The 12,304-nt window shown below is 64.4% G+C and carries 13 protein-coding genes; 3 read left to right on the top strand and 10 right to left on the bottom strand.

Features of this window, described 5'->3' with window-relative positions; translation table 11 throughout:
• Nucleotides 1-132: 132 nt before the first annotated feature.
• From QZV93_RS04505 to QZV93_RS04525, 5 genes are all read right to left on the bottom strand, one after another.
• Nucleotides 133-522 carry a hypothetical protein gene (locus QZV93_RS04505; RefSeq protein WP_295556334.1) on the bottom strand — a complete coding sequence of 130 codons (390 nt, stop codon included), beginning with the start codon at nucleotides 520-522 and terminating at the stop codon, nucleotides 133-135.
• Nucleotides 519-1,481 (bottom strand): glycine--tRNA ligase subunit alpha, encoded by a 963-nt coding sequence (locus QZV93_RS04510; protein ID WP_295556335.1) that lies wholly within the window; start codon nucleotides 1,479-1,481, stop codon nucleotides 519-521. Before QZV93_RS04510 ends, QZV93_RS04505 begins: the two co-directional genes overlap by 4 nt.
• Nucleotides 1,482-1,595: 114 nt before the next feature.
• Nucleotides 1,596-1,808 (bottom strand): hypothetical protein, encoded by a 213-nt coding sequence (locus QZV93_RS04515; protein WP_295556337.1) that lies wholly within the window; start codon nucleotides 1,806-1,808, stop codon nucleotides 1,596-1,598.
• 31 nt (nucleotides 1,809-1,839) lie between these two features.
• Entirely contained in the window at nucleotides 1,840-2,688 is an 849-nt protein-coding gene (locus tag QZV93_RS04520; protein ID WP_295556338.1) for a S49 family peptidase, read from the bottom strand.
• A gap of 17 nt (nucleotides 2,689-2,705) precedes the next feature.
• Complete coding sequence (locus QZV93_RS04525; RefSeq protein ID WP_295556340.1) at nucleotides 2,706-3,500, bottom strand: methyltransferase; 795 nt, start codon at nucleotides 3,498-3,500, stop codon at nucleotides 2,706-2,708.
• 193 nt (nucleotides 3,501-3,693) lie between these two features.
• Here QZV93_RS04525 and QZV93_RS04530 point away from each other — a divergent pair, with 193 nt between their 5' ends.
• On the top strand, nucleotides 3,694-4,629 hold the full coding sequence (locus QZV93_RS04530) for a polyprenyl synthetase family protein (protein ID WP_295556361.1): 936 nt from the start codon (nucleotides 3,694-3,696) through the stop codon (nucleotides 4,627-4,629).
• Nucleotides 4,630-4,643: 14 nt separating this feature from the next.
• Here the strand turns inward: QZV93_RS04530 and QZV93_RS04535 are convergent, their stop codons facing one another.
• The 3 genes from QZV93_RS04535 to QZV93_RS04545 all read right to left on the bottom strand — a co-directional run bounded on the left by QZV93_RS04535 (nucleotide 4,644) and on the right by QZV93_RS04545 (nucleotide 9,482).
• Nucleotides 4,644-5,528 carry a 4-(cytidine 5'-diphospho)-2-C-methyl-D-erythritol kinase gene (locus QZV93_RS04535; protein WP_295556341.1) on the bottom strand — a complete coding sequence of 295 codons (885 nt, stop codon included), beginning with the start codon at nucleotides 5,526-5,528 and terminating at the stop codon, nucleotides 4,644-4,646.
• 1 nt (nucleotide 5,529) lies between these two features.
• Complete coding sequence (locus QZV93_RS04540; RefSeq protein ID WP_295556342.1) at nucleotides 5,530-7,662, bottom strand: tetratricopeptide repeat protein; 2,133 nt, start codon at nucleotides 7,660-7,662, stop codon at nucleotides 5,530-5,532.
• A gap of 137 nt (nucleotides 7,663-7,799) precedes the next feature.
• Nucleotides 7,800-9,482 (bottom strand): electron transfer flavoprotein-ubiquinone oxidoreductase, encoded by a 1,683-nt coding sequence (locus QZV93_RS04545; RefSeq protein ID WP_295556344.1) that lies wholly within the window; start codon nucleotides 9,480-9,482, stop codon nucleotides 7,800-7,802.
• Nucleotides 9,483-9,616: 134 nt separating this feature from the next.
• Between QZV93_RS04545 and QZV93_RS04550 the strand changes: the two genes are divergently transcribed.
• Entirely contained in the window at nucleotides 9,617-10,516 is a 900-nt protein-coding gene (locus QZV93_RS04550) for a uracil-DNA glycosylase (protein WP_295556345.1), read from the top strand.
• 14 nt (nucleotides 10,517-10,530) lie between these two features.
• Nucleotides 10,531-11,082: a molybdenum cofactor biosynthesis protein B gene (gene moaB / locus QZV93_RS04555; protein ID WP_295556347.1), complete on the top strand. Its 552-nt coding sequence runs from the start codon at nucleotides 10,531-10,533 to the stop codon at nucleotides 11,080-11,082.
• A gap of 541 nt (nucleotides 11,083-11,623) precedes the next feature.
• Here the strand turns inward: moaB and QZV93_RS04560 are convergent.
• Nucleotides 11,624-11,854, bottom strand: coding sequence for a hypothetical protein (locus QZV93_RS04560; protein ID WP_295556348.1), 231 nt, complete (start codon nucleotides 11,852-11,854; stop codon nucleotides 11,624-11,626).
• A gap of 169 nt (nucleotides 11,855-12,023) precedes the next feature.
• The coding region (locus QZV93_RS04565) for a GTP-binding protein (protein WP_295556350.1) at nucleotides 12,024-12,304 on the bottom strand (281 nt) is incomplete at its 5' end.

Below are 12,304 nucleotides of genomic sequence, written 5' to 3' on the forward strand. Positions count from 1 at the left end.
TCGCGCTCTGGAAAGTCGCAAGAGACATACGTGGCTCGCCGCAGACGGGCAACCGCGACATCGGGTGAGCCAAAGAAAAAGGCCGAGGGCATCGCGGTTGCCCTCGGCCAGATTGGTGAAAAGCCTTGGTTCTTAGGGCGCCGGAGCCGGCGCGGCCTCAGGAGCCGGAGCAGGTGCTTCCGGAGCCGGAGCGGGCGCAGCCTCGGGAGCGGGCGTCGGCGCCGCTTCTGGTGCCGGCGCCGGAGCCGGCTCGGGAGCAGCCGCAGGCGATGCCTCCGGTGCGGGCGCGGCGGCAGGTTCCGGAGCGGCCGCGGGCGTTGCACCCGGCGGCGGAGTTCCGACGTAGCCGATCGCCTGCTTGCCGATATCGTCGACGGTCCCTGTCGTCGTCAGGTAGCCGAGCCCCACCAGGAGCGCCAGGAAGAACATCCAGAAAACCGGGCGATAGCGCCCGAGCAGAATTCCGCCGATCAGCAGCGCCGGAACGCCGATGACAATTAGTCCGATTATCGTCTCATTCACGAACGGCCTCCATCAGTCTCGAGCCACGCTTTGCAGCACGCCTTCGCGAGCTCGCGGGTGCGGAGGATATACCCCTGGCGCTCTGTGACAGAGATGACACCGCGGGCATCGAGCAAATTGAAAACATGTGATGCTTTTATGCACTGGTCGTAAGCGGGCAATGCGAGCAGGTGTTTATCCCCCGTCGCACCTCTTTCGAGCAGGGATTTGCATTCTTTTTCGGCATCCCGGAAATGCTGAAACAGCAGCGCCGTATCGGCATGCTCGAAATTGAAACGCGAATACTCTTGTTCTGCTTGGAGAAAAACATCGCCGTACGTGAGTTTCTTATCGTCCGTGCGCCCGTTGAAGTTGAGATCGAAGACGCGATCCGTTCCCTGAACATACATCGCCAGGCGCTCCAGCCCGTACGTGATCTCGCCGGCGACGGGATCGCAGTCGAAGCCGCCCACTTGCTGGAAATAGGTGAACTGCGTCACCTCCATGCCGTTGCACCACACCTCCCAGCCGAGCCCCCACGCACCGAGCGTCGGGCTCTCCCAGTCGTCCTCGACAAAGCGGATGTCGTTGACGCGCGTATCGATGCCGATGGCGTCGAGGCTCTGCAGATAAAGGTCGAGAATGTTCTCAGGCGACGGCTTCATGATCACCTGGAATTGGTAGTAGTGCTGCAGCCTGTTCGGGTTCTCGCCGTAGCGCCCGTCCTTGGGCCGGCGCGAGGGCTGCACGTAGCACGCACTCCAGGGCTTCGGCCCGAGCGCACGCAGCGTCGTCGCCGGATGGAACGTGCCCGCGCCGACCTCCATGTCGTAGGGCTGCAGCACGACGCACCCCTGCGCGCCCCAGAATTGCTGAAGCGTCAGGATCAGGTCCTGAAAGCTCTCCTTGGGCCTCAGCGCAGGCAGAGGCGCGGCGGCTTGAGGCTTGGAATCGGCGGTACGGGTCGAGGATTTGGGCATGAGGCCGTCGAGAATTGCTGCAGGGGGCGCACTATACGCATTCGCAGCCCCCTGTCACCCTGAAGGAGCCGCCTCGCCACGCCACTAAGGGCTGAATAAATGGGATGATGACGATTACTTCGCCCGCGGCCGGTAGACGCCCGTCGCAGGATCGCGTTCGAGCGTGCCGAGATCCTTCGGCCCGCCACGCCCTTGGGTCATGGCTTCGCGCAGTTCCGCCTCACGCACGCGCGCCGAGCGCTGCGCCTCCGCAAGCGTGCGAGAGACCCACTTGTAGCCGGCATAGAGACCGGCGCCTGCGATGACCAGAGCGAGCACTTGCGGCATGACATGCTCCAAGAAAAGTGCCGTGCGCTCGTTATAGCCCGAAACGGGACCAGAGCGCCCGAATTTCAATAGCCGACACCAGATCGTCAGCGAAAGCAAGGCCTTGCCGTGTCCCATCCAGCTCCGCAATTCCGAAAATGGACGGCAACCGCCTGAGCCGGGAGGCGAGCCAACCGCGCTCGATGGGCACCACGCGCAGGCGCACGTTCTCGCCGTGCAATTCCCGCATCTTGGTGCGGACGTCGGAGATGCCGTCGATCAGCCCCAGCTCGAGAGCCTCGGTCGCCGACCAGAAAGCACCCGAGAACAGCTCCGAATCCGGCCCCTTGAGCCGCCCCAGCCGGCGGTCCTTCACCACCCCGATGAACACGTCGTGCACGCTGCGCTGGACGGCTTTGAGGCGCTCCACGTCGTCGGCCTTCTCCGGCTGGAAAGGATCGAGCGCCCCTTTGTTGAGACCCGCGGTATAGACGCGGCGCGAGATGCCGAGCTTTTCGATGGCGCGGTCGAGCCCGAAGCTCGCCGAGATGACGCCGATAGACCCCACGATGGAGGACGCATCGGCATAGATCTCATCGCCGGCAACAGCCAGATAATAGCCCCCCGAGGCGGCCACATCCTCGCAGAACACGTAGACCTTCTTCTCTTTCTCCTCGGCGAGCTGGCGGATGCGGCGGAACAGCAGGTTCGACTGCACGGGGCTGCCCCCGGGCGAGTTGATGACCACCGCGACCGACTTCGCTTTCGACATCGAGAAGGCCTTCTCGATCGGTCCCGCCAGAGACGCGATCGAAAGCCCGGGCCGGAGCGGCGCCGCCATTCCGATGGCACCGGACAACCTCAAGACGGGAACCACCGGACCGCGGTTGAACCAACCCATTCGTCAAATCCTTTCGTTCATTTCTCGTCCCCTTCCGGGGAGGAAAACCCATAAGCCGCCGCGAGCGACTGGCCAAGCCGCAGCACGCCTTCGGCCCCGGATGTGAAATGCTTCTCCTTCTCGTGCAGAACAAGCCCCGCGGCGAGCCGAAATGGCGCACGCGAGCCCTTGACGCCGCCGAGAAGTACGCGCGACGCCGCCTCTCCCGCAAAGGAATGCAGCGGCAGCGCTTGAAGTCCGCCGAACCGCCCGTCTAGAGCCTTGATCAGATCCGGCAATGCGGCGGTCTTGTGAATGATCGATGCCTCGCCCCCGGGCCGTGCCATGCGGGCAAGAAAACGGCACCACTGCTCGAGCCCGGTCTCCGGCATCGCGTGCGCCGCCGCTTTGAGAACGTGCGCTGCCGCCGTGCCCGCCCCTTCGGCGTGGAACGGCGGATTGGCGATCACGTGGTCGAAAGAGCCATCCTCGATCCCGGCTGCGGACAAGGCGTCGCGCGGCGCATGACCTACGTCAGCCTCGATCACCGACACGCGCTCACCGAGAGCATTTCTCGCAATGTTCTCGCGCGCGAGCGCCACCAGATCCGGCTCGCGCTCGACGAGCACCACGCGCGCCGCCGGGCACCGCCATGCGACGCATAGTCCCGCTGTTCCCACTCCCGCGCCGGCATCGAGGACACGGAATACAGCGCCGAGCCGCTCGGGCACCGCAGCCGCCAGCATGACCGCGTCGAGTCCGGCACGATAACCTTGGCGCGGCTGCAGAATTTTAAGCCGCCCACCCAGAAATGCGTCATCACTGACGGACATGCAAAGGCCTCGTTGCGGCTCATTTTTCGGTGCGCTGCGGTCAAACACTGGTTATGGTGCCGGAACCCATTAGATCGCAAGAAACGTCCGCAACAAAACTAGGGAAATTGCCGTGGGAGTTGTCGTTCCGCTGAACGAAGCACGCGAGCCGTCGCAAAGTCTCGCGCCGCTCTTGGAGATCGTTGACGAGGACATGAATGCGATCAACCGCATCATCCTCGACAAGGCGGTCTCCGACGTTGAGCTGATCCCTGAGTTGACCCACCATCTCGTCAACTCCGGCGGCAAGCGCCTGCGCCCGATGCTGGCCATCGCCTCCTCGAAGCTCTGCGGCTACAAGGGCAAGGGCCACGTGCAGACGGCGGCCGCCATTGAGTTCATGCACACCGCGACACTCCTGCACGACGACGTGGTCGACGAGAGCAACACGCGCCGCGGCCACAAGACGGCACGCCTAATCTGGGGCAACCAGGCCACGGTGCTGGTGGGGGATTTCCTGCTGGGCCAGGCCTTCCGCATGCTGGTGGACGTCGGCTCGCTGCCGGTCCTGCGCATTCTGTCCAACGCTGCCGCAACCATTGCCGAAGGCGAGGTCATGCAGCTCGCCGCCGCCAAAAACACATCCACCACCGAGGACGCCTATCTCGCCATTATCGACGCCAAGACCGCCGCACTGTTCTCGGCCGCGGCAGAGGTCGGCGCCGCGATCGCCAACCGCCCGGCGGACGAGCAGGCCGCGATGCGCTCCTATGGACGCAATCTGGGTCTCGCTTTTCAACTCGTCGACGATGCCCTCGATTATTCGGGCGACAGTGCGCGCCTCGGCAAATCGGTTGGTGACGACTTCCGGGAAGGCAAGATCACGCTGCCGGTCATCCTCTCCTTCCGCCGCGGCAACGACCGCGATCGCGAGTTCTGGAACCGCACCATCGTCGAGGGCAACATCTCCGACGGCGACCTCGAGCACGCCATCGGCCTCATGAAGAAGCACAAGACGATCGAGACCACGCTGGACCGCGCCCGCTCCTATGGCAGCATCGCCCGCGACGGGCTGGCCATCTTCCCCGAGAGCAGCGAACGCGCCGCCATGCAGGATGTCATCGATTTCTGCATCGCCCGCGCACACTAGATCGCGCGGCAAGTTCAGCCGAGCGTCGCCGCGACCGCCCACCATCGGGGATGTGCCGCCACGATCCGCGGAAGCGCCGCTTCGGCTTTCCCGCGATCCGGAAAGATTCCGAAACACGTCGGCCCCGCACCCGACACGGCCGCGTATTCGATCCCCGGGAGCCCACCCAGCGCGTCCATGACGGCGGCGATCTCCGGCACCACCGTTTGCGCCGCCGCCGCGAGATGATTGCCCCGCGCCCGCATGAACTCGAGCAGTACGGCCCGGTCGGAGAATGTCGGCGGCTTCGTCTCCGCGATGAGAACACGCATCTGCGAGGCTCCGAGCGCGCGAAACACACGCGCGGTCTTGTCCCTCGGCACCTCGGCCATGGGATTGACCAGCACCGCCGCAAGCGACGGCGCCCCGCCCGCGATCTCTCTCAGCTCATGCCCGAACCCGGTCATCCAGCAGGGACGGCCCTCGAAGCAAACCGGCACGTCGGCGCCCAGTGAGCCCGCGACGAACCTCCAATCGGTGATCTGTCCCCAGACGCCGTTGCCGGTGTTGCCGCGGCGCACAGCCCGTAACAACGCGGCCGCATCTGCGGACCCGCCCCCGATACCGGCGGCAACGGGAAGATGCTTCTCGAGATGCACCGCACCGAGCACGAGTTTCGGCTGCTCCTCCCGCAAGGCGGAGAACGCGGTCTCGAGGATGTTGGGATGACCGGAAAGACCGCCCGCCATCGGTCCGTCGACCGTCACGCGCGCTGGCTCGCCGGGATCAAACGAAACGACGTCACCCACGTCGGCAAAGGTGACGAGGCTATTGAGCTGATGGTAACCGTTACTGAGACGGCCGACGATCTCGAGCGTGAGATTGATCTTCGCCGGCGCGAACTCGCGGATCGAGATCAAGCTACTTCTGTTCGCTCTCGCCGGCCTTTGCGGCCTGCTTTCCGGTGCCGTCGCCGGACGCGTGCGGAAGCTGCACGCCGGTCAGCCCGGTCTCGAGCTTCTTCTTGATCTTGGCTTCGTCCTCGGGCTCGGGCTTGAGCGACAGCGCCTGATCCCACTGATAACGCGCTTCGCGCTCGCGGCCGACACGCCACAAGGCATCGCCGAGATGATCATTGAGCACCGGATCGTCGGGCTTGAGCTCCACGGCCCGCTCGAGATAGCGCACGGCCTCTTTGAAGTTGCCCTGCATGTAGTGCGCCCAGCCGAGGCTATCGACGATGTAGCCGTCGTCGGGCTTGAGCGCCACGGCCTTCTCGATATGCGCCATGCCCTCTTTGAGGTTGCGCCCCTGGTCGACCCAGGAATAGCCAAGATAGTTGAGGATCAGCGGCTGATCCGGATAGAGCGACAGCGCCTTCTCGAGATCGGCCTCGGCCGCATCCCAGTTCTTGATGCGCTCGTAGCTCGTGCCGCGGGCATAGTAGTAGACCCAATGCCGCCGCTCGGGCTTCGTCACCAGGGAAAGGGCTTGGTCGTAGTAGGGGATCGCCTCGGAGTAGCGCTTGCGTGCGCGCATGATGTTGCCGAGCGCATCCAAAATCTCGAGCTTGTCCGACACGGTCAGAGGCACGGGTCCATCGACCCACGCGCCGCCCGCGGGTGCGGCTGAGGCGCCGGCAGCCTCACCGCCGACGATGGCGCTGAACGTCTTCGCCCCGACGATACCGTCCGACTTGAGCTTGTGCTTGGCTTGGAACGCCATCACGGCCTTGCGCGTACCGTTCCCGTACTTCCCGTCGGGCGTATCGATCTCGTAGCCCTGCGTCTTGAGGGCTTCCTGCAGCTTTTGCACGGCGTCTCCGCGCTTGCCGAGCTTCAGCACCTCGCCCTCCGGTAGAGTGGCGGGTTCTGCCGGCGCTGAAGGCGCGGCAGCGGTCTCGGGACTGGTACTGGCCGCGGCAGGCTTGTCCGCAGCCTCGAGCAAATGCGTCAGCGTGGCACGCGCCTCGTCGACCTTGTCGAGCGAATTGAGATTGAACGCCTTGCGGATCTCGACGGCAGTTGCGAGCGGGCTCGTCCGCGGAATGCGATCGTAGGTGACGATCGCTTCGGCGTACTGTTTGTTGCCTTCGTAGGCGGAGGCGAGTGCAGCCAGCGCGAACTGGTGATCCGGCTCCACGTAGAGCGCCATCTGCATGTAGAGCACGCCGACGCCCACGGCGCCTTCGGCAATGAGCGCTTCACCAAGGCCGTAGAACACCTCCGCCATGCCTTCGGAGGGCGTCTTCACGATCGGATCGATCTTTTTGCCGGACTGCACGGCGGCCTTCAGGCTCCTGAGCAGCGGATGACCGTCACTCTGCGAGCGCTGGATCTGCTCATCGATGATGGCGAGCGCCTTCTTGCGATCGCCCGTGTAAGCCTGATGGCGGGCGTAGGCGAGCGATGTCCGGAGCGTCCGCGCATCCTGTGCGTATACCTTTTCGTAGGCGCTCCGCGCCTCGCTCTTGCGCCCGGCGATATCGGCCACAAGCCCGCGATGGTACCTCAGGAAGAACTGCGCCCACTCGGCCTGCTTCGGCAATTCGAGTTTGGCCAGCGCGCCCGCCGCGTCGTCATGCCCAAGATCGACCCACGCCGTCGCCATTGCGCTCGTCAGCTCGCCGATGGGGCCTGAACCGGCAGACTTGAAATGCTCCTCGGACTTGCGCCATGCCCCGGCCTTGAAATCCCTGAGCGCCAGAGCGAGCTGCGCCATGCGGTGGGTCTTCTGGACGCCGATCAGATCCTCGGCAAGCTTGAAGGCCCGCGGCCAGTCCCCGCGCGCAGCTTCGATCTGAAAGGCCTGCTCGAGCAGCAGCTCGTTCTGCGGATCGAAGGTAAGCGCGTTGCGGTAGAATTCGGCAGCTTCGGCGGCGTCGTTCTGCGCCCTGGCAAAACGGCCGGCGAGATAGCTGCCGACCAGCGAATGCGTCCCGTCGAACGGCTCCGTGGCCTCCACCGTTTCGGCACGCGATGCACCCGAGGCCGTGATCAGTCCCGCGGCCAAAATGGGGACGATCAAGGCAAATCGGCCACGGCGAACGCTCATTCTCATGATCCTCTTCGGGCGACCCAGCGCGACGTCGATTGAGAGTAGCAAACCTTTCGACCGGTTGGCGACTCCGCTTAAACAGTGATCCGAAGCAAAATTAACTGGAATCCGATCCACGTCGCAGAACTGAACACTCACATCTCGGCGTAATTCGGTCCGCCCCCGCCCTCCGGGCACACCCAGGTGATATTCTGGCTCGGATCCTTGATGTCGCAGGTTTTGCAGTGAACGCAGTTTTGAGCGTTGATCTGGAACACGGCCTCACCCGCGTCTTTGCGCACCACCTCGTAGACCCCGGCCGGGCAATAGCGCTGCGCGGGCTCGGCATATTCCGGCAAATTGACATCAATGGGAATGGAAGGATCGGCCAATTTGAGGTGAACCGGCTGATCTTCCTCATGATTTGTGCCTGAGAACGAGACACTCGTCAGTTTGTCGAAGGTCAGCACGCCGTCGGGCTTGGAATAAGCGATCGGCTTGGCGCTTTTGGCTTTTTCCAGCGACGCATAATCGGCCTTCCGGTGGCGGAGCGTGCCGAGCGGCGACCAGCCGAACAGAAGCGTGCGGATCCACATGTCGATGCCGCCGAGCCCGACGCCGAGCACGGTACCGAATCGCGACCACAGCGGCTTGACGTTGCGGACACGCTTCAGGTCATGCGCGATGTCGCCACTCCGCACGGCCGTTTCATAAGTGCCGAGCACATCGTGCGAGCGGCCCTCTCCGAGCGCGGCGACCACCGCATCCGCCGCGTGAATGCCGGACAGGATGGCATTGTGGCTGCCCTTGATGCGCGGCACGTTCATGAAACCCGCCGCACAGCCGATGAGCGCCCCGCCTGGAAACTCGAGCTTCGGAATCGACTGCCAGCCGCCCTCGGTCAGCGCACGTGCGCCGTACGCGATGCGCCGCCCGCCCTTGAACACCGGCGCGATCGTCGGGTGCGTTTTGAAGCGCTGAAACTCGTCGTAGGGCGAGAGGTAGGGGTTTTCGTAGTTGAGGTGGATGACAAAGCCCACCGACACCAGGTTTTTTCCGTAGTGATAGAGGAAGGACCCGCCGCCGGTCGTCAGGTCGAGGGGCCAGCCGAAGCTGTGCTGCACGAGGCCGGGCTTATGGTTCTCCGGCGCCACCTCCCACAGCTCCTTGAGACCGATCCCGAACTTCTGCGGCTCGGAATCCTTCGCCAGGTCGAAGGTCTTGATCAGCGTCTTGGTGAGCGAGCCCCGCGCGCCTTCCGCGAAGAGCGTGTATTTGCCCCTGAGCTCCATGCCGCGCGTGAAGCTGTCCTTGAGCTCGCCGTCGCGGCCCACGCCCATGTCCGCCGTGGCCACGCCGACAACCGCACCCTTGTCGTCGGTGAGCACCTCGTTGACCGCAAAACCCGGATAGACCTCGACACCAAGCTCCGCCGCCTGCTCGCCGAGCCAGCGCACCACGAGACCGAGGCTGCCGACGTAATTGCCGTGGTTGCTCATCAGCGGCGGCATCAGGATGTTCGGCAGCCGGATGTCGCCCGCGGGACCGAGCACGAGGAAGCGATCCTCGGTGACCTGCGTCGTAAGCGGAGCGCCGCGCTCGCGCCAGTCCGGGATCAGCCGGTTGAGCCCGATGGGATCGATGACGGCGCCGGACAGGATGTGCGCGCCGACCTCGCTGCCTTTCTCGAGGACGACGACCGAGATCTCCTCGCCCTTCTCGGCCGCGAGTTGCTTGATGCGGATCGCCGCGGCGAGGCCGGCCGGCCCTGCGCCCACGATCACAACATCGAACTCCATGGCCTCCCGCTCGGGAAGGTCAGCATCACCCCGCGCCATATTGTCTTGTCCTATCCGACACTGCTCTTTTCTCGGTTTGGTACCAATTGACGACAGCGTCAAGCCGGTACCAAGCCGCGGGATAACGCCGGACGCGTGCAATTGGATCGCGGGATCGGTAATGTCGCCTCGCAATGCAGACCGAAGCCGACAGACGGACCCTGGCCGCCCTCCTCGACTGGTACCGCGAGATGGGGGTGGATACTGCGGTCGCCGATGCGCCTATCGACTGGCTGGCGCGTGGCGACGCGCCGCCGGGCCAAGCCTTCCGTCTGCCGGAGCAGGAAAACAAAGCCGTACCCGAGGCGCCTCCCCGCGCACCTCTTTCGCGTGACGGTGAGCGGCCATCGCCGCCGCCGCGGATTGCGCCTCGCGCTCCAGCCCCGCAGCCGAGCTTGGAGCCGAGGCCCGGCTTCGCCGCCACGCCGCCAGACGCCGCCGAGATCGCCGCCCGGCGCATCGCGCGCGACGCGCCCGACCTCGAAGCCCTCGAAACCGCCTTGCGCGCCTTCGACGGCTGCGGCCTCAAGGCGACGGCCAAGAACTTGTGCTTCTACCGCGGCGCTCCCCGGGCGCGCCTGATGATCATCGGCGAAGCCCCGGGCCGCGAAGAGGATCTCGAAGGCCGCCCGTTCGTCGGCCGCGCCGGCCAGCTCCTCGATAAGATGCTGGCCGCCATCGCCCTCAAGGAAGAGGACGTCCACATCACCAACGTCGTCTACTGGCGCCCGCCCGGCAACCGCACGCCGACACCCCAGGAAAGCCAGGTCTGCCGGCCCTTCCTGGAGCGCCAGATGGAGCTTGTCGAGCCCGAGGTCGTGCTGCTGCTCGGAGGCGCGGCGGCAAAGCAGGTCCTCGACACCACCGATGGCATCATGCGGATCCGCGGCAAGTGGCGTGAGATCCAAAGCAGCGGCCGCACCGTTCGAACCATGGCGACCCTGCACCCGGCCTACCTGCTTCGCACGCCGGCGGCCAAGCGGCAGGCTTGGCGCGACCTCCTCGCCGTCCAGGCCGCCCTCGAGAAGAGTTGAGGACTTTCGAACGAATGAACCGCCTGGACGAGACGCGCCCCTTCATCCCGCTTCGCATCGCCATCCTGACGATGTCGGACACGCGCACGGCTGCCGAGGACAAGTCCGGCGATACACTCGCCGCGCTGGCGACGGACGCCGGACACACGGTGGCCGCCCGCGCGCTCTTGAAGGATGACGCCGATGCCATCCGCGCCAAGGTCGCGGGCTGGATCGCCGACCCCGAGGTCGACGTCGTCATCACCACGGGCGGCACCGGCTTCACCGGCCGCGACGTGACGCCGGAAGCCGTGAAGCCGCTGTTCGAGAAGGAGATCGACGGCTTCGCGATCCTGTTCCACCAGATCTCGTTTGCGTCCGTCGGCACGTCGACGATTCAGTCGCGCGCCTGCGGCGGCATCGCGAGGGGCACCCTGATCTTCTGCCTGCCGGGCTCGACGGGGGCGTGCAAGGACGCCTGGAACGGCATCTTGAAGTGGCAGCTCGACAACCGCCACCGCCCCTGCAATTTCGTCGAGATCATGCCCCGCTTCGAGGAGCACCGCGTCGGGCTCGAAAGAAACTGATTCCCTAACAAAGCTTCTTGTACACCGACTGATTCGCCGCCAACCTTGTGGCCATGCGTCGTAAAAGTACGAGACCGCCCGGATGTGGCGTCCGAGCGGCCTCAGTGCGTCTCCGCAATCCATTCCGACGGGCTCGCGGAGCAAGCAAATCGATTTGGGAATACGAGGAGGAGTGTCGCGCGTACTCGCCGCTTGTCAATAGCCCGTCTCTTCATTCTCTGAGGAGACACTGTCATGCCTTCTTCCGGCTTGTTTGGACCTTACGCACTAACACACGAAAACATTGACCTCGTTGTCCTTGGAAAGGGGCCTGGGGCTTACGTCCTCGGCCCCTTGAACGAGGATGCGAACCTTGTTGTCTATCGTGCTGGTCGGTCAGACGTAGATTTGAATCGGAGGCTGCATGATTACGTGGGGGTGTACACTGCCTTCAAGTACGCCTTCTCGTCGTCTGCAAAAGTCGCGTTCGAGAAAGAGTGCCGCCTGTATCATGACTTTGACCCGCCCGATAACGCGATCCATCCAGATCGTCCCGAAGGGGCTAACTGGACTTGTCCTTGTTGCTTGATCTTTGACTGAGATCGCGTCCGGCCAGCCGCAACACATCAGTTAGGGCCGCCTGATAGCCGTGGTGCCAATAGGCTTGTTCTGGCGTGTTGGCCGTGAGGTGCCTTTGGTCGGCCGATGTATAGGGAGCTTCGTCGGCGAGCCAATGCTTCAGCTTGGCTCGCCGAATTTCTAGCTGGCTGGCGATTTTTTCATCAATCAGCATTGCGTACTCCGGCGTAAGAACCCGCAAGCGTGGGCTCTGTTCCTGAAAATCGAATTAACGGAGTTGGTCAGGGATTTGCGCCAGAACACCGGACATCTGGCGTGGACGGCTGCCGTCATCGCGGAGCGATGCTTCGATCAACGCAGCCACGACGGAAAGGGTGGGTGAACTAAGCCGCCTCCTTGCCCCAGACGGGAAACGGATCGTGGAGCGCGAGCCATTCCTTGGCATCGACAGGCCCGGCCGCCGGCACGGGAAGCAGACAGGCATCGAGCGCCGCGATGATCGCGGCCTTGTCCATCTCGCCCATGCCGATGAAGACGAGCTCTTGCCGCCGGTCGCCCCAATGCGCGTGCCACCCCGTTCGAATGCGAATCTGGGTGGCCTCGTCATCTGGCCATTTGTTTTTGGGGACCGCCGCCCACCAGTAGCCGGCCGCCTCGTGCCGCA

Source organism: uncultured Hyphomicrobium sp. (genome assembly GCF_902826555.1).
In the GTDB taxonomy this organism is placed as follows: domain Bacteria; phylum Pseudomonadota; class Alphaproteobacteria; order Rhizobiales; family Hyphomicrobiaceae; genus Hyphomicrobium_C.

What these genes read in the sequence shown, in the direction of transcription:
- QZV93_RS04510 (WP_295556335.1), bottom strand. Translation starts at nt 1,481, where the DNA reads ATGCCCAAATCCTCGACCCGTACCGCCGATTCCAAGCCTCAAGCCGCC.
- QZV93_RS04515 (WP_295556337.1), bottom strand. Translation starts at nt 1,808, where the DNA reads ATGCCGCAAGTGCTCGCTCTGGTCATCGCAGGCGCCGGTCTCTATGCC.
- QZV93_RS04520 (WP_295556338.1), bottom strand. Translation starts at nt 2,688, where the DNA reads ATGGGTTGGTTCAACCGCGGTCCGGTGGTTCCCGTCTTGAGGTTGTCC.
- QZV93_RS04525 (WP_295556340.1), bottom strand. Translation starts at nt 3,500, where the DNA reads ATGTCCGTCAGTGATGACGCATTTCTGGGTGGGCGGCTTAAAATTCTG.
- QZV93_RS04530 (WP_295556361.1), top strand. Translation starts at nt 3,694, where the DNA reads ATGAATGCGATCAACCGCATCATCCTCGACAAGGCGGTCTCCGACGTT.
- QZV93_RS04540 (WP_295556342.1), bottom strand. Translation starts at nt 7,662, where the DNA reads ATGAGCGTTCGCCGTGGCCGATTTGCCTTGATCGTCCCCATTTTGGCC.
- QZV93_RS04545 (WP_295556344.1), bottom strand. Translation starts at nt 9,482, where the DNA reads ATGGCGCGGGGTGATGCTGACCTTCCCGAGCGGGAGGCCATGGAGTTC.
- QZV93_RS04550 (WP_295556345.1), top strand. Translation starts at nt 9,617, where the DNA reads ATGCAGACCGAAGCCGACAGACGGACCCTGGCCGCCCTCCTCGACTGG.
- moaB (WP_295556347.1), top strand. Translation starts at nt 10,531, where the DNA reads ATGAACCGCCTGGACGAGACGCGCCCCTTCATCCCGCTTCGCATCGCC.
- QZV93_RS04560 (WP_295556348.1), bottom strand. Translation starts at nt 11,854, where the DNA reads ATGCTGATTGATGAAAAAATCGCCAGCCAGCTAGAAATTCGGCGAGCC.